Source organism: Rhodococcoides sp. S146-33 (assembly GCF_059489205.1).
In genome coordinates this window covers 123,398-139,792 of sequence record NZ_JCAJWY010000003.1, presented here as the reverse complement: position 1 = coordinate 139,792, position 16,395 = coordinate 123,398, and the positions used below count along the sequence as shown (strand labels likewise).

The window sequence follows — 16,395 nt, the reverse complement described above, 5'->3', positions numbered from 1 at the left end:
CCTTTGCGACTCTACGCTCAGCGCGCAGTCGCTCGTCCCGGAACCGATCGTCACCCGAAGATGAGCGCCAGAACCACCGACGCCGACGTGGCCGCGATTGCGATGACGATCGCAGCCGCGATCGCACGCTGTCGCACCGAGCGGTAGCTCGACCCGGTTCGGTCGCCGTCGTATTCGGCATCTCCAGTATCGACGGTCGAATCGTAGAAGTCGTCGGAGTTCAGCCCGTCCTCGTCGAAGTAGACGACGTCACGCGGCGGCACCCAGCGCTGACCATTGGCTTCCACAGCCGCCCCGAGTCGTTCGAGGCGGATCCGAGCACGGACCGGATACCAGTCCGAGGGCGCGTGGATGGGAAGAGCCTCGGCCAGCGCCAACGGTGACCTGTACTTTCGCGCCAGTGCGGCGAATGCGGCCGACGCCGTTGGATCGTCGTCGGACTTGTCGGTGAGGAACCATGCCGCGCCGGCGGCAGCGCGATCGCCGAGCACCAGATAGGTGTACGCGAGCAGCTCGAGAATGCTCGGCGAGGCAGGGTTCCGGCGTAGGGCACCGACGAGCCGATCCCGAGCACCGATGGTGTCTCCACGCGCCAGATCCTCTTGCGCTCGATCGATCACGTCCACGCGTCGACCATATCGCTCGACGAACGCTGTCGACACAGCACGGAGACGTCGTGACCACGAAAGAGCCCCTCCCGGATACCGGAAGGGGCTTTCAAGGTGCGTGTCGATCCAAAACCGTGGTGGCCAGGGCCGGGATCGAACCGGCGACCTTCCGCTTTTCAGGCGGACGCTCGTACCAACTGAGCTACCTGGCCGGGCGGCACCGGTGAAACAATGCCATCGCAATGTCGGTGATTTCGCACCGATGTTGCGACCCTGACGGGACTCGAACCCGCGACCTCCGCCGTGACAGGGCGGCGCGCTAACCAACTGCGCCACAGGGCCTTGCTGTTGTTGCCGCGCTATTTCTAGCGCAGTAACTCTCCGAACTGCAAATCCGCATCTCGTGAAGAGTGAGACGAAGACTGCTGTACTGCCGACCGGGTTGTCAAACCGATCTCTTCCTACGTACCCCCTACGGGATTCGAACCCGCGCTACCGCCTTGAAAGGGCGGCGTCCTAGGCCGCTAGACGAAGGGGGCCCGCCGAACTGCTTCGACGTTACCCTCAACGGCGTTCCGTTGGGAGCTGGGATAGCTTAGGACACTTTCCTGGCAAATCTCAAACCGGCAGGTCAGAGGCGGTTTTTGCGTAGTTCTCACCGAACTGTTCCCACCCGTGCCGGGTGAAGTCGGCAAGCCAACGATCCGACGCCATGGCCAACAGAACTACCTCGACCGACTCCTCGAACCGCTCGCGCAGGTCCGCGTTGTCGGCCACCAGATCGGACATGTAGCGCTGACCAGCCATCGACGCGGCGAGAACTCGGACGAACTTGGCCGCATCAAACTCCGGCTTGAGGTCCCCCATCGCCAGAGCCCGCTCGGCCTGCTTGTGCCCCTGCGCTCCCCATACTCGACCGCCGCCGGAATGAACCTCCGCGTAGAACTCCGGCTCGACTATCAGTCGGAATTCGGCACGCACGATCACGTCGTTCTGGAAGTTCTGCGCTATGTCGTCCACGATGCCCCGGATGACATAGAAGGGGTGTGCGGTGGTGCCTGCCCACTTCTCCGTTATCGCCACGTACCGATCCAGTCCGGCCGCGAGCACCGCTCTGGCCAGATCCTCTTTGGATTGGAAATGGAAATACATCGCACCCTTGGTGGCATTCGAGCCTTCCAAGATGGTGTTGACGGATGCTGCTGCGTATCCACGCTTGGCGAATTCCGCCGCCGCCGCCTCTACGATGGCCGCCCGGGTCCGCCGTGCGCGCTCCTGTTGTGCCATTTACTTCGTGCCTCCGAGCCCAAGCGCCCTGCGTATCCACAGGTAGTACAGATAGAGAGTACTTCACCCGAACGACACACGAGTCGACTCACCAGCGGTTCGGTTCGGCGGGCACTGCCGACAGAAGATTTGATTAGGCAACCGAAACAAGCCCGATGGTATGGTCTGCGCGGCTCGAGTGCGCTGCAGGGGGTGCGCACTCGAGCCGTCTTCTGCCGGGCGTCTCCCGTCCAGGACCGCCGAACCGCGTCGTTCCCGATCCACATCGCGAACACCCGCGCTGCAGCCTACGAATTCAGTTGAAAGTCGAATTACTATCGGCCATAACACATCTCGAGCGCAAATGATTTGTAAGACTTGTTAACAGATCAAAGCCGTTGAACACCAGCCGATTACAGTCGATGCTTCGGTTTCGGGTACGAAATACCATGTTGGATAATCGATGTCGCACGAATTTGATCGATAACGTTTTCGACACTTTCCCGGTATCGCGCAGCCCCCGGGACCGCGTCGGCATACTGTGAAATACATCACACAGCCGGCTCGGCCTATCGGAAACGAGTGCATGCCATGAAGGCTTCGGTCCGCATATTTCGTTCCGTGACAACACTTTTCGTGGTCTCACTGCTGATGCTCACGCCGACCGGCACGGCGATGGCAGACCCCTTCGGCAACTTCGTGGCCCCCGTTCCCGATCCAGACCTCTACCTGCCGACCCCGCTCGGCGAACCCTGGTTCGATCCGCCCGCGGGGTACGAACAGCAACCCCCTGGCTCGGTCCTCGCAACGCGACCCGTCACCGTCGGGCCGCTGCTCACCCCCGTCACATCGACGCAAATCTTGTTTCGTACCAACGATTCCAAGGATCGTCCGGTTGCCGGCGTCACGACGGTCATCGTGCCCTCGGCTCCGTGGACAGGGCGCGGGACCCGACCGGTGGTGGCGTACAACATGGCAATCAACTCGCTGGGCAACACGTGTGCACCGTCGTGGACACTGCCGCGGGGAATTGCCCGCGAGATCCCCGCGGTACAGGCGTTCCTGGCCAAGAACTATGCAGTCGTCGTCACCGATCACGAGGGTCCGCGGCAGGCGTACGCGGCGGGACGCATGGCGGCGCACGCGGTGCTCGATGCCCTCCGCGCGATGGTCCGAGTACCGCAGATCGGCGTGTCCGCGTCATCGCCGATCGCGGTGACAGGCTATTCGGGCGGGGCGATCGCCACCGGATGGGCCGCACAACTGGCACCGACGTACGCACCGGAGGTCAACCTGGTCGGTGCGGCGTTCGGTGGCCCGCCGACGGACTACCGGATTCTGTTGACGTCGATGAACGGAACCGTCGCGTCCACTCTCTTTCTTTCCGCAGCTCTGGGGGTGGCCCGCGAATACCCCGAGATGTTCTCGCTGATGAACGCGAACGGCCTGCGCCTCGCCACCGTCGCCAAGGACATGTGCGTTTCTCTGCTCGCGCCGGGAGGCGCGATCGCCCCGATACCGGCACAAGCATTGTCGGACGTGCCGAACGTCGATCGCACCGAGATCGCCCGGAACGTCATCGCGGCCACTCGCCTCGGCGGTGATCTCGCCCCGACCGTGCCCACGATGATCTACCAGGGACAACAGGAATTCTGGATTCCGCGGGAGGGGGCCGAAACCCTCTACGACGAGTGGTGCGCTCACGGAGCGGACGTCAGACTCGAGGAGTATCTGGGAGAACACCTCATCGTCGCCATCAGTGGCATCCCCGGTGCGTATGCCTGGATCGACGACCGATTGGCCGGCATTCCTGCACCGACCGGATGCAGCAGCTTCGGACGCTGACCCATCGGCGGCACTGTCGGGGGTACATGCCGTCAGCACTGCGCGGCCCGTTACACTTTCGAGCCGCGCCCCTATAGCTCAGTTGGTAGAGCTACGGACTTTTAATCCGCAGGTCGTAGGTTCGAGTCCTACTGGGGGCACCACACACCGTCCGGGTAACAGTGATCACACCTGTCCGGTACGTACACTGGGAAGTAACGATCGGCCGAGACAGAGCGACGTGCAGGGGGAACTGCACCTTCTCACGCAGGCCGACCGGTCGATCGACATTCGGGGGATTCACGTCGGTCGACACCGGACATCACCACCGACGGAACAGCAAGTGAACAGGCGCGACGAGGTTCACACCGAACCTACGGCGCCGTAAGCTGGACCGGTCGTACGCAATCTATGGAGGCGATCTAATGGCGAGGGATCTGACACAGCTCGAGCTTCTGCAGGAGCTGGCACCCACTGCCGAAGACAACGTGAACCGTCACATCACGATGGCGCGCGAATGGCATCCTCACGACTACGTGCCGTGGGACGAAGGCCGCAACTTCGCCGCCCTCGGCGGCCAGGACTACGACCCCGAGCAGTCCAAGCTCTCCGACGTCGCCCAGGCCGCGATGATCACCAACCTGCTCACCGAGGACAACCTGCCCTCCTACCACCGTGAGATCGCCGAGAACTTCTCTCGCGACGGTGCCTGGGGCACCTGGGTCGGTCGCTGGACCGCCGAAGAGAACCGCCACGGCATCGTCATGCGCGACTACCTCGTCGTCTCCCGCGGCGTCGACCCCGTCGCCCTCGAAGAAGCCCGCATGATCCACATGACCAACGGCTACGCCTCCCCCGCCGGATCACAGGTCGGGCTGCTGCACTCGGTCGCGTACGTCACTTTCCAGGAACTGGCCACCCGCGTCTCGCACCGCAACACCGGCAAGGTCTGCGACGACCCCATCGCCGACCGGATGCTCCAACGCATCGCCGCCGACGAGAACCTGCACATGATGTTCTACCGCAACATCACCGGCGCAGCGATGGACATCTCCCCCGATCAGACACTGCAGGCCGTCTCCGACATCGTCACCAACTTCGTCATGCCCGGTGCCGGGATGCCGAACTTCCGCCGCAACGGTGTGCTCATGGCCAAGCACGGCATCTACGACCTCCGTCAGCACCTCGAAGACGTCGTCTGGCCGGTCCTGCGTAAATGGAACGTCTTCGAGCGCACCGACTTCACCGCCCGCGGCGAGAACACACGCGAAGAACTCGCCGCATTCCTCGAAGACCTCGAACGCCAAGCCACCAAATTCGAGGAAATGCGAGACCGCTCCCTGGCCCGCGAACGCGCCAAGGCCGAAGCACGCGCGTCGTAAATTTCGTTCGACTGGTGTGCCCGGTACCGATTTCGGTGCCGGGCACCACTCTTTTCCCTGCACGTTCTCCCTCCGTTCCAAAGGCTCTTCCATGACATTGCAGATCGGCTCCCTGGAGTTGCGCAGCCCCGTCGTCCTGGCACCGATGGCGGGCGTCACCAACGTGGCGTTCCGGACCCTGTGCCGGGAGCAGGAACTCGAGCGAGCAGGTAGCACGTCGGGCCTGTACGTCTGCGAGATGGTGACCGCCCGCGCGCTGGTCGAAAGACAGCCCGCGACGATGCACATGACGACCTTCGGTCCCACCGAAACTCCACGGTCGCTGCAGCTCTACACCGTCGATCCGGACACCACGTACGCCGCGGCGAAGATGATCGTCGACGACAACCTGGCCGACCACATCGACATGAATTTCGGCTGCCCGGTGCCGAAGGTCACCCGTAAGGGCGGCGGTGCCGCTCTGCCGTACAAACGGAACCTGTTCGGTCGCATCGTCGCCGCGGCGGTGAAGGCGACCGAGGGCACCGACATTCCGGTCACCGTCAAGTTCCGCGTCGGCATCGACGAGAACCACCACACGCACCTCGACGCGGGCAGAATCGCCGCCGACGAGGGTGCCGCAGCGGTGGCGTTGCACGCCCGAACCGCGTCGCAGCGGTACTCCGGTACTGCGGACTGGAACGAGATCGCTCGACTCAAGGAACATGTCAGCGGCATCCCGGTGCTGGGCAACGGAGACATCTTCTCCGCGTCCGACGCGGTCCGGATGATGGCCGAGACCGGTTGCGACGGCGTCGTCGTGGGGCGAGGTTGTCTGGGCAGGCCGTGGCTGTTCGCCGAACTCAGCGCCCGCTTGAACGGCCGGCCCGAGCCCGTTCCACCCACCCTCGGCGAGGTGGCCACGATCATCGCCCGCCACGCCGAGTTGCTCGCCGAGCACCACGGTGAGAAGAAGGGCCTGCGCGAGTTGCGCAAGCACGTCTCCTGGTACCTCCGCGGCTTCCCCGCGGGATCGGATCTTCGAGTCTCGATGGCGTTGGTGTCCACCCTCGCCGAGCTGGACGACCTGCTGGCGCAACTGGATCCGACCGTTCCGTTTCCCAAGGACGCGGAGGGTCCCCGCGGACGACAGGGTTCACCGGGCGCGGTTTCTCTACCCGACGGCTGGTTGGACGATCCGGAGGACATCTGCGTCCCAGCCGGCGCCGACCTGATGCATTCGGGCGGCTGATCCCCAGCTGATCGGCTCTCACCTCGCACGAAGTGAACCATGCCGCTCGAGTCAGTACTATGGCTGGGATTGCCGAGTAGGCAACGTGCGCGTGTGATGGAAGGCCAGGTTCGAATTCGTGGGAGACGATCGAGAGTCGGGCCCGTCCGTGCCCGAGGGTCGCGCCCCATGGGAGCGCCCGTTGTCCTCAATCAGACAAAACGGAGAGCATCGGCCTCGCTCTGAACGCCCGTCCACACCGGACCAGGAATCACCACCGCAGCCGGGCGACAGCGGCAGGCTCGGCAAACGATCGCCGCGCAATGCCGACACCGTCTCGGTAGCCGAGCTGGTGGACAAGATGTCGCGTTCGGGATCGAGTCGTCGGGCCCCCACCGACCGGCCCGAAATCGAAGAACCGACCGAGATCATCGCCCCGATCACCGATGCCACACCACCACCCTCCCGAGCGGTACCGCCGACGCCGCCGCACGCCGTACCGGAACCGGTGGGCGCGCCCGCCTCGGATCGCCCGGCCCTGACGCGGTTGGCAATGAGCCGGGTACGACGACGCCGGCGGCTGCGCATGATCGGCCGGAGTCTGGTGTCCGTCATCGCGGTCCTTTCGGTGGCGTTGACCGGCGTGGTGTGGGGATATCTCCGCAACACCGACCAGGGATTTCTCCAGGTCGCGGCGCTCGATCCCGACTCGACGGACGTCGTCGACGCCGCAGGCCAGTACGGCGACGAGACCTACCTGATCGTCGGTACCGACACTCGCACCGGGGCCAGCGGCGAGGTGGGTGCCGGGACCGTCGCCGACGCCGAGGGAGCCCGCTCGGACACAGTCATGCTCGTCAACATTCCGGCCGATCGCAGTCGCGTCGTCGCCGTGTCGTTCCCCCGCGACCTCGACGTGACGCGCCCCGAGTGCGAGCAGTTCGACAACGACACCAATACCTACACCGGTGAGATGTTCCCGGAGGCCTACGGCGACAAGCTCAATGCCACCTACGCCCTCGGCGGCCCCAAGTGCCTGGTCAAGACGATCCAGAAGATCTCCGGTCTGCGGATCGGTCACTTCGTGGGAATGGACTTCGCCGGGTTCGAGTCCATGGTCGACGAGGTCGGCGGCGTCGAGGTGTGCACCGCGCAACCGCTGTTCGACTACGAACTCGGTGACGTGCTGCCCAACCCCGGTACGCAACGCATCGACGGCCGCACCGCGTTGAACTACGTTCGGGCCCGCAACATCGAGTCCGAGGGCAACGGGGACTACGGCCGTATCAAGCGACAGCAGCGCTTCCTCTCGTCCCTGCTGAGATCCGCACTGTCCAACCAGGTGTTGCTCGATCCGGGAAAGCTCAACGGGTTCGTCAACGCGTTCACCTCGGACACGTTCGTGGAGAACGTCAAGACGCAGGACCTGGTGACGTTGGGACGGTCGCTGCAGAACGTGGATGCAGGCGCGGTCACGTTCCTCACCATTCCCACCACCGGCACCAACGACTACGGCAACGAGATCCCCAACGAGGACGCGATCGGTGCCATCTTCCAGGCCATCATCGACGACGATCCGCTGCCCGGCGAGGAACGCGCAGACCCGGTCGCCCCCGAATCGTCGGCTCCCCCCGCGGTGCCCGCCGCCCCGCTACTGGCCGTCGAGCCGGGGACGGTGTCGCTGCAGGTATCCAACGCGTCCGACATCGCCGGAATGGCACAAACAGCATCGGACGAGCTCGCGACCTACGGATTCCAGATCCTGACGGTAGGCAACTTCTCGGGCTCTGCCGCCCAGACCGTCGTGCGCTACTCCCAGGACCAGGAAGCGGCCGCAGCGACCGTCGCGTCGGCGATCCCGGGCGCAGCCATCGAGCTGGCTCCGAGTCTGAACAACGTCGTCGAGGTGGTGCTCGGCTCCAACTACCCCGGATACACGCAATCTCCGGCGGCGTTCGGCACCGTAGTCGACGCAACGCAGGTGGAGGGGTCGATCGAGAACACGCCCCTGCCGGAGGATTTGTCGTTCACCAATGCCGCCGACGACACGTGTGCCTGACTCCATTCATGCTCCGTTAACCCTCGGGACAGTAAACAGGTCGGTGTGACCTACTAAACTTCGCTCATGCGCGTCGCCTACAACGAACAGATGAACGAGCTTGCCGATCTCCTCGGAGAGATGGCGAGCCTGGCTGGTACGGCCATGGAGAAGGCCACCCAGTCACTCCTCCAAGCAGACCTGGTGCTCGCCGAGCAGGTCATTTCCGAGCACGACAAGATCACCGACCTCAGTGCGGTCTGCGAGGAGAAGGCGTTCACACTCCTCGCCCTGCAGGCTCCGGTCGCAGGCGATCTCCGGTCCGTGGTGGCCGGTATCCAAATCGTTGCCGACATCGACCGGATGGGCGCACTCGCCCTGCACGTCGCCAAGATCACCCGCCGCAGGCACCCGAACCACGCCCTCCCCGAGGTCGTCAACGGATACTTCGCCGAGATGGGACGCCTCGCCGTTCAGATCGGTGCCTCCGCGCGCGAGGTTCTCGAGACACGCGACCCCGAGCGCGCTGCAAAGTTGCAGGAAGAAGACGAGGCGATGGACGATCTGCACCGTCACCTCTTCACGGTTCTGATGGACCGTGATTGGGGCCATGGCGTCGCCGCCGCAGTGGATGTGACCCTGTTGGGTCGCTTCTACGAACGCTTCGCCGATCACGCGGTCGAGGTCGGCCGCCGAGTGATCTTCCTCGTCACCGGCCAGCTCCCGGTCGATCTGCACGAGAACAACATTCCCACCTCGTAGAACCACTGTCGTCGAGTAGCGCTGCCCGACAGCGCTACTCGATGCTCGTGTCAGGGCAGGCGCACAACGAGAAGAACCCCCATCGAGCTTTCGCTCGGCGGGGGTTCTTTTCGCGGTACGTGGTTATCCGAAGCGGCCGGAGATGTAGTCCTCGGTGGCCTTCTGCGTCGGGTTGGAGAAGATCTTCTCGGTGTCGTCGATCTCGATGAGCTTGCCCGGCTTACCGGTCGCTTCGAGGTTGAAGAACCCGGTCTGATCGCTCACGCGTGCGGCCTGCTGCATGTTGTGCGTGACGATCACGATCGTGAAGTCCTGCTTGAGTTCCTGGATCAGGTCCTCAATGGCCAACGTCGAGATGGGATCGAGTGCCGAGCACGGCTCGTCCATCAGCAGCACGTCGGGTGAGACGGCGATGGCCCGAGCGATGCACAGACGCTGCTGCTGACCGCCGGAAAGGCCGCCACCGGGCTTGTCGAGGCGATCCTTGACCTCGTTCCAGAGGTTGGCACCCTTGAGCGAGCGCTCGGCGATCTCGTCGAGTTCCTTCTTGCCGCGGCCGCCCTGCAGCTTGAGACCTGCGACGACGTTGTCCTTGATGGACATCGTCGGGAACGGGTTGGGGCGCTGGAAGACCATGCCGATGGTGCGTCGCACACCCACAGGATCGACGCCGCTGCCGTAGATGTCCTCGCCGTCGAGCAGCACCGAGCCCTCGACGCGGGCACCCGGAGTGACCTCGTGCATGCGGTTGAGCGACCGCAGCACGGTCGACTTACCGCAGCCGGACGGTCCGATGAACGCGGTGACGCTGCGCGGCGGCACGGCCAGAGTGACGTCGGAGACGGCGTGGAACTTGCCGTAGTAGATGTTGACGTCTTTGAGATCGAGACGCTTTGCCATGTTCTTCGTTCCTTACGATTCGCTGGAGTCGGGTGGGTCAGAAGTTCTTGGGCGAGAAGAACTTCGAGACCAACTTCGCGCCGATGTTGAGTATTGCCACGATCAGGATCAGCGTCAGGGCTGCTCCCCACATGCGCTCAGCGGTGAGCACGCCGGTTCCTGCTTTCTGCAGGTCGACCATCATGAGCGGCAGTGACGTCTGCGGCCCGGCGAAGATGTTGAAGTTGATTGCGGTAGCGGATCCCACCAGGATCAGCACCGGTGCCGTCTCGCCCATGACGCGGGCCAGGGCGAGCATGATGCCCGTGACGATTCCGGACAGCGCGGTGGGGATGACGATCTTGGCGATGGTCTTCCACTTCGGCACGCCGAGTGCATAGGACGCCTCGCGCAGGTCCTGAGGAACGATACGCAGCATCTCTTCGGCCGAGCGCACGATCACCGGGATCATCAGCAGAACGAGCGCGAAGGCGACAGCCACACCGGAGCGCTGGAAGCCGAAGGTGGCGATCCACAAGGCGTAGATGAACAGGGCCGCGACGATCGACGGCACGCCGGTGAGGATGTCGACCATGAACGTCGTCACTCGCGCCAGCCGAGTACCGGCACCGTATTCGACGAGATAGATGGCGACGAAGATGCCGATCGGGATGGAGATGACGGCGCAGAACAATCCTTGCAGGAGGGTTCCGATGATGGCGTGGTACGCGCCGCCGCCTGCGATGAACTGGGTGACACCGGCCTGCGAGTTTTGCCACCAGGTGGGTGAGACGACGGCCGACAATCCGCGGGAGATCACCGTGTAGAGCACCCAGATCAGGGGAACGAGTGCTACCAGCACGGAGAGGCTGACGAGAATGGTCGCCGTCAGGTTGGACGCTTTGCGTCGAGCGCTGACGCCTTGGAACGTGGGTTCCTTGACGGGCTTGTCCATGGTTGCGGTCATGGGTCAGTCCTTCTTTCCGGCGATGGCGGCGCGAGCACCGGCGTTGACGACGAAGGTCAGAACGAAGAGCACCAGACCTGCGGCGATGTAGGCACCTGCCTGCAGCGGGTTGTTGAACTCGCCCGCAGCCAACGCGATCTTGGTAGCGAACGTGGAACCGCCGTCGAACAACGTTCCGCCGAAGGTCGCCTGGGTGCTGCGAATGATGATGTAGAGCGCGATGGTCTCACCGAGTGCGCGGCCGAGTCCGAGCATCGAACCCGAGACGAAACCGGACTTGCCGAACGGAATGACCGTGGTGCGCACGACCTCCCAGCGGGTGGCTCCGAGCGCGAGAGCGGCTTCGACCTGACCCTTCGGCGTCTGGATGAATACCTCACGGGTGACGGCGGCGATGATCGGCAGGATCATCACGGCGAGCACGATGCCACCGGTGAAGATGGTGCCGCCGCCGGCGATCGACACCGATCCGGTGCTGAAGAGCGGGAACCAGCTCAGCGACGAGTTCAGCCATTCGGCGAACGGGCTGATGGCGGGCGCGAGGACGTAGAGGCCCCAGAGACCGAAGACGATCGACGGGACCGCGGCCAGCAGGTCGATGATGTAACCGAGCGGTCCTGCGACCCGCTTGGGTGCGTAGTTCGTCAGGTAGATGGCGATACCGAGAGCAACAGGCATCGCCAGAATCAGAGCGAACAGCGACACGGTAACGGTGACCAGGAAGAGATCGAGGACACCGAACACCATCGCGGAGGTGTTGGAGGTGTCCCACGCGCCGTTGTAGGTCAGGAAGTTGACCGTGTTGTTCGACAGTGAGGGGATCGCGCGCCAGAGCAGGAAGATACCGACGGCGGCAATCAGGGCGATGATGAAGATGCCCGAGCCCGTGGCCAGGCCGGAGAAGATCCGGTCACCGGGACGTGTGACGGTTCCCGATGCTTTCGAGTCTGACAATTGTGGTTCTTCCGGTTGGTGCGCGGCACCCGTGGTGGGCACGGTAGCCGCGGAGGGGACGCCGGTCATCGAGTGGGTGTCGCTCATACCGCTCACTGTCTCGTGTGGAGGTCGAGGACGGTCTTGCTTCGGCTCGCGGTGTCGCGAGCCGAAGCAAGATCACGTCTCATTGAATCAGGCGATTGCTTCGACAGCGGTGACCAGACGTTCCTTGAAGGAATCGGGGAGCGGCACGTAGCCGGCTTCCTCGAGGCCCTGCTGGCCCTCGTTGGCTGCACTGAGCAGGAAGGACTTGACCGCTGCCGTGGTGTCGGCGTCGTAGCCCTTCGAGCACACGATCTCGTAGGTCGCGAGGACCAACGGGTACGTGTCGGCTTCGTTGCTGGCGTACAGCGCGTCGATGTCGATCACGAGGTCGTTGCCCTCACCGGAGAACGTTGCCGCGTCGATCGCTGCGGCTGCCGTCTCGGTGCTGAGCTCGACCGGTCCGTTGCCGAAGTCGACGGCAGCTGTGCCGAGGCTCTCCTGGTCGGCGAAGCCCTTCTCGACATAGGTGACCGATCCGGGGGTAGCCGCGACGGCCTGGGCGACGCCCGAGGATCCGTTGGCACCTTCGCCGACGCCGCCGGCCCAATCGGAGCTGTGGTCGAGGGTCCACGCTTCGGGAGCGGATGCTGCGAGGAAGCGCTGGAAGTTGTCGCTGGTGCCCGAGGAGTCGGAGCGGTAGACCGGGGTGACCGCAGTGGACGGCAGGTCGACGCCTTCGTTGAGGGCGGCGATCGCGGGATCGTTCCAGGTGGTGATCTGGCCGGTGAACATGCGCGCGATGACGTCCGGGTTCAGCGCAACGTTGTCGACACCGTCGAGGTTGTAGGCCACAGCGACCGGTCCGAAGACCAGGGGCAGATTCCAGGCCGGGTTGTTGGCGCAACGAACGGCGGCCTGGGCGGCCTGATCGTCCTTGATGGCCGAATCCGATCCGGCGAAGTCGACGAGGCCGGCGACGAACTGCGTGCGGCCGTTGCCCGAGCCGCTGGTGGTGTACTCGACGGCCTTTCCGGCGCACACGCCGGAGTAGATCGAGGTGAAGTTGGACATGGCGTTCTGCTGAGCGGACGAGCCTTCACCGGTCAGTGGGGACTTGCCTTCGCAGCTGGCCGAGGATTCGGATGCGCCGTCCGTGGTGGCGACGTTCGCGTCGCTACCGCATGCGGTCAGCAACATGGCACTGATGGCCACTGCACTCATGAGAGCACCGTTGCGCTTGAGGTTCACCTGTTTCCTCCGAGGAATCTTGGGCCGTGTCCACGGCTCGGACCTGATCGGCCGCGCTGTGACTGTGTGGGTGCCGGCTCCTCGAGAGAACCTCGCACCAGGCGGCGTAGGTTGCCACCCACGGAGAAAGGTAAGGGCAGGTGGTAGACGTTTACCCCCGCGTGGGTGAACGGAAGATGAACACCGCGCTGGAAATGTCCGTTTACGGGGTGCGCGCGTACGCGGCGTCGACGTGGTAATTCACGAACCCGAGCTTGGTGTACGTGTGCACGGCGGCGGTGTTGTCCGCCTCGACGTACAGCATGATCTGGCTCAGTTCGCGGCTGCGCAGGTAATGCATGCCCGCCAGGGTCAGCACTCGGCCGAGACCACGGCCCTGGGACTCCGGATCGATGCCGACGACGTACACCTCACCGATGGCCGGCTCGCTCGCTTCGGCGGCGTGCACTTTCGTCCAGTGAAATCCCAGCAGGTGGTCGCTGCCCTCCTCGAACGCCAGGAAGAGACCCGCCGGATCGAACCACGGTTCGTCGCGGCGCGAGGCGATGTCGCGATCGGTCCAGCCACCCTGCTCGGGATGCCATGAGAACGCCGCATTGTTCACTCGCAGCAGCTCTGCGTCGTCCTGATGGCCTCGGTAGGTCCGCAACGTAATACCATCCGGCACAACAACATCGGGGAGATCAGGAGTGGCCGATGCCCGACGCATCTGCAGCAACTCCCGAACCACCGTCAGCTCGAGACGAGCTGCAACGGACTGCGCCGCGGCGATGTTGCCATGCGCCCAGATTCGCGCCTCGGACCCGATATCGAGTGCGCGAGAAACCAATTCGCGACCGATGCCGAGACCGCGGGAAGCCGGATCGACCACCGCCTCGGCCATCCCGTCGGCGATTCCGGCGTAGCCGACGACGCGATCACCTTCGATGGCGACGAGCCGAACGACGTCCTCGCCCGCGTCGACCGCCTTCACTGCCTGCTCCGACAGGGGCGCGGTACCGTCGGCTTCCGTTGCGCGAGAAAGGATCCCATGAATCTCGCCGGAAACGCGAGGAGACGGTGCGTCGCCGTCGATGGGATGGACGCCGAACGCAGTATCCGAACTCATCTACGAGAGAGTACTCTCCTGCTCGAACTCGAAATCCGCATCGCCGGAATCCCCGCCCGCGCCGTCCGATGCCGCTGGGCCGCCCTTGCTGTTCCGCGCGGGCCGGACCGCCTTGTATCCGACGTTGCGCACGGTGCCGATCAGCGATTCGTACTCGGTACCGAGCTTGGCGCGCAGGCGTCGAACATGGACGTCCACGGTGCGTGTGCCACCGAAGAAGTCGTAGCCCCACACTTCCTGCAGCAGTTGGGCGCGAGTGAACACGCGGCCCGCGTGCTGAGCCAGATACTTCAGCAGCTCGAATTCCTTGTAGGTCAGGTCGAGCGGACGACCACGCAGGCGCGCGGTGTAGGTGCCCTCGTCGATGATCAGCTCGCCGAGCGTGATCTTGCCCGATGTCTCCGGGCTCGCGACGCCGCCGCTACGCCCGACGAGCAGCCGCAGGCGCGCGTCCAGTTCTGCCGGCCCGGTACCGGGAAGCAGGATGTCGTCCAGGCCCCAATCGGAGTTGACGGCTACCAGCCCGCCCTCGGTGAGGACTGCGACGACGGGGATGGCCGAGCCGGTACTTCCCAACAGTCGACACAACCCGCGTGCTGCAGCCAGATCGGTGCGGGCGTCCACGAGAGCGATATCGGCCGAACCCGCTTCGAGTAGCGAGGAGACCTCGGTGGGCACCGGGCGCACGTGATGCGCCAGAAGAGCAAGGGATGGAAGAACGCCCTCCGGATTGGGGTCGGAGGTCAGTAGTAGGAGCTCCACTGCGTCTCCGTTCTTGCTGCTGGCCGGTCCAGCCCGAGCTGGATTGGAGTGTTCGTCAAGGACACAGACTAGCTTGTCCGTACAACTGGCCGAAGCGGGCAGTGCGGCACCCGTCGGTCACAATGGACGCGTGCGCACACTTCTCATCGGACTCGTCAGCCTGCTGGCCCTTGCGCTCGTCGTGGATTTCGGCGCGGCGGCGTACTCCGAGTACCGGGTCTCACGAGCGATTCGCGCGGGTGGCGAACTCAATTCGGACCCCCAGGTGATCGTGCACGGCTTCCCGTTCTTGACCCAGGCAGCGGACGGCCGCTACCAGAACATCGAGATCAGGGCTCAGGACGTCCCCACCGAGTACGTCGGCTCGACGACGATCGAAGCCAACCTTCGCGGCGTACACATCGCCCTGTCCGACCTGATCGACAACAACGTCCGGGCCATTCCGGTCGACGAACTCGACGGCCGTGTCCGGATCGAGGCGACGGACCTCGGGCGGTTCCTCGGCATCGTCGACCTGCAGGTTTCTGCGCCGCCGGCCGACAAGTCCGACGGCACGGGCGGCTCCGGCGGCTCGGGCAAGACGACCACCGGAGGCGTCGTGCTGACCGGAACGGTGCCGGTCGGCCCACTGCAAACGACCGTGAGCGTCGAAGCCGATCTGCTGCTCGAGGGAGACAGCGTCGCCATCGTGGCATCGGACTTCTACTTCGGTCCGGAGGGTCGGGCGGATTTCACGATTCCCGACTTCGCCAAGCCGACGGTGCTCGGGTTGTTCACCAAGACCATCGAGAGTCAGAACCTGCCCTTCGGACTGCTGCCGACCGACGTGTACGCGGAAGGGTCGCAGATCGTCATCGAGGGTTCGGGCGACAACGTGACGATCGACCTGAACGAGATCGAGAAGCCGTGACTGGAATCACAGTTCTGGTGGTCGTGGCGGTCCTTGCCGTGGCTACCGGTTTCTACCTCCGGAGCCGATCCGGCACCGTGCGCGCGGTACGAGAGACCGACTCCGACTCCGACGCTGTACGTCCTCTCCTGCTGGAGGCAGGCGTCACGACCGACACCGCGACCGTGCTGCACTTCTCGGCGGACTGGTGCGGACCCTGTGCCGCCGTCCGTCGCGTCGTAGGCCAAGTACTCGACGACCGCGGTGGGGCCCGCGAAGTAGAGCTCGACATCGATACCCATCCGGTCCTCGCTCGCGAGCTGGGGGTGCTGTCGCTGCCCACCACGTTCGTGCTCGACACCGACTTGCGTCGGCGCTCGAGAATCGCGGGGGTTCCCTCCGCGGCGGCTCTGCGGTCGGCGCTCGACGCCCTGTGACCACCTACGCTCGGGTGGGCGGTTCGATGCGCCG

Annotated in this window: 15 protein-coding genes and 4 tRNA genes; 8 read left to right on the top strand and 11 right to left on the bottom strand. The window is 64.4% G+C overall.

Features of this window, described 5'->3' with window-relative positions; genetic code table 11:
- Positions 1-50: 50 nt before the first annotated feature.
- The 5 genes from AC5WEY_RS16290 to AC5WEY_RS16270 all read right to left on the bottom strand — a co-directional run bounded on the left by AC5WEY_RS16290 (position 51) and on the right by AC5WEY_RS16270 (position 1,895).
- Entirely contained in the window at positions 51-626 is a 576-nt protein-coding gene (locus AC5WEY_RS16290) for a DUF6584 family protein (protein WP_057479302.1), read from the bottom strand.
- 117 nt (positions 627-743) lie between these two features.
- Positions 744-820, bottom strand: a tRNA-Phe gene (locus AC5WEY_RS16285).
- A gap of 56 nt (positions 821-876) precedes the next feature.
- A tRNA-Asp gene (locus tag AC5WEY_RS16280) sits at positions 877-950 on the bottom strand.
- A 124-nt stretch (positions 951-1,074) separates the two neighbouring features.
- A tRNA-Glu gene (locus tag AC5WEY_RS16275) sits at positions 1,075-1,147 on the bottom strand.
- A 79-nt stretch (positions 1,148-1,226) separates the two neighbouring features.
- A complete protein-coding gene (locus AC5WEY_RS16270; RefSeq protein ID WP_057479303.1) occupies positions 1,227-1,895 on the bottom strand; it encodes a TetR family transcriptional regulator in 669 nt (222 codons plus the stop codon).
- A gap of 600 nt (positions 1,896-2,495) precedes the next feature.
- Between AC5WEY_RS16270 and AC5WEY_RS16265 the strand changes: the two genes are divergently transcribed.
- The 6 genes from AC5WEY_RS16265 to phoU all read left to right on the top strand — a co-directional run bounded on the left by AC5WEY_RS16265 (position 2,496) and on the right by phoU (position 9,090).
- On the top strand, positions 2,496-3,719 hold the full coding sequence (locus tag AC5WEY_RS16265; RefSeq protein WP_495646676.1) for a lipase family protein: 1,224 nt from the start codon (positions 2,496-2,498) through the stop codon (positions 3,717-3,719).
- Between the two features lie 67 nt (positions 3,720-3,786).
- Positions 3,787-3,862 (top strand) — tRNA-Lys (locus AC5WEY_RS16260).
- Positions 3,863-4,123: 261 nt separating this feature from the next.
- The gene (locus AC5WEY_RS16255) at positions 4,124-5,080 is read left to right on the top strand and encodes an acyl-ACP desaturase (RefSeq protein ID WP_495644586.1); all 957 of its coding nucleotides are present in this window, start codon (positions 4,124-4,126) and stop codon (positions 5,078-5,080) included.
- Positions 5,081-5,171: 91 nt separating this feature from the next.
- Positions 5,172-6,311, top strand: a complete 1,140-nt coding sequence (dusB, locus tag AC5WEY_RS16250; RefSeq protein WP_057476390.1) for a tRNA dihydrouridine synthase DusB — start codon at positions 5,172-5,174, stop codon at positions 6,309-6,311.
- Between the two features lie 118 nt (positions 6,312-6,429).
- Complete coding sequence (locus AC5WEY_RS16245; protein ID WP_495646675.1) at positions 6,430-8,349, top strand: LCP family protein; 1,920 nt, start codon at positions 6,430-6,432, stop codon at positions 8,347-8,349.
- A gap of 66 nt (positions 8,350-8,415) precedes the next feature.
- Positions 8,416-9,090: a phosphate signaling complex protein PhoU gene (phoU, locus tag AC5WEY_RS16240; protein WP_495646674.1), complete on the top strand. Its 675-nt coding sequence runs from the start codon at positions 8,416-8,418 to the stop codon at positions 9,088-9,090.
- Between the two features lie 123 nt (positions 9,091-9,213).
- On the opposite strand, the gene pstB is transcribed toward phoU, so the two are convergent.
- The 6 genes from pstB to AC5WEY_RS16210 form a co-directional block, all read right to left on the bottom strand.
- A complete protein-coding gene (gene pstB / locus AC5WEY_RS16235; RefSeq protein WP_094679883.1) occupies positions 9,214-9,990 on the bottom strand; it encodes a phosphate ABC transporter ATP-binding protein PstB in 777 nt (258 codons plus the stop codon).
- 37 nt (positions 9,991-10,027) lie between these two features.
- The gene (pstA, locus tag AC5WEY_RS16230; protein ID WP_057476387.1) at positions 10,028-10,936 is read right to left on the bottom strand and encodes a phosphate ABC transporter permease PstA; all 909 of its coding nucleotides are present in this window, start codon (positions 10,934-10,936) and stop codon (positions 10,028-10,030) included.
- Positions 10,937-10,939: 3 nt separating this feature from the next.
- Positions 10,940-11,977: a phosphate ABC transporter permease subunit PstC gene (pstC, locus tag AC5WEY_RS16225; protein ID WP_057476386.1), complete on the bottom strand. Its 1,038-nt coding sequence runs from the start codon at positions 11,975-11,977 to the stop codon at positions 10,940-10,942.
- A gap of 87 nt (positions 11,978-12,064) precedes the next feature.
- Positions 12,065-13,165, bottom strand: a complete 1,101-nt coding sequence (gene pstS, locus AC5WEY_RS16220; RefSeq protein WP_057476385.1) for a phosphate ABC transporter substrate-binding protein PstS — start codon at positions 13,163-13,165, stop codon at positions 12,065-12,067.
- A 202-nt stretch (positions 13,166-13,367) separates the two neighbouring features.
- The gene (mshD, locus tag AC5WEY_RS16215; RefSeq protein WP_495646673.1) at positions 13,368-14,273 is read right to left on the bottom strand and encodes a mycothiol synthase; all 906 of its coding nucleotides are present in this window, start codon (positions 14,271-14,273) and stop codon (positions 13,368-13,370) included.
- The gene (locus tag AC5WEY_RS16210) at positions 14,274-15,035 is read right to left on the bottom strand and encodes a winged helix-turn-helix transcriptional regulator (RefSeq protein ID WP_057476383.1); all 762 of its coding nucleotides are present in this window, start codon (positions 15,033-15,035) and stop codon (positions 14,274-14,276) included.
- 130 nt (positions 15,036-15,165) lie between these two features.
- On the opposite strand from AC5WEY_RS16210, the gene AC5WEY_RS16205 reads away from it, so the two are divergent.
- Positions 15,166-15,945: an LmeA family phospholipid-binding protein gene (locus tag AC5WEY_RS16205; RefSeq protein WP_057476414.1), complete on the top strand. Its 780-nt coding sequence runs from the start codon at positions 15,166-15,168 to the stop codon at positions 15,943-15,945.
- Positions 15,942-16,361, top strand: coding sequence for a thioredoxin family protein (locus AC5WEY_RS16200; protein ID WP_495646672.1), 420 nt, complete (start codon positions 15,942-15,944; stop codon positions 16,359-16,361). Before AC5WEY_RS16205 ends, AC5WEY_RS16200 begins: the two co-directional genes overlap by 4 nt.
- Positions 16,362-16,395: the final 34 nt, after the last annotated feature.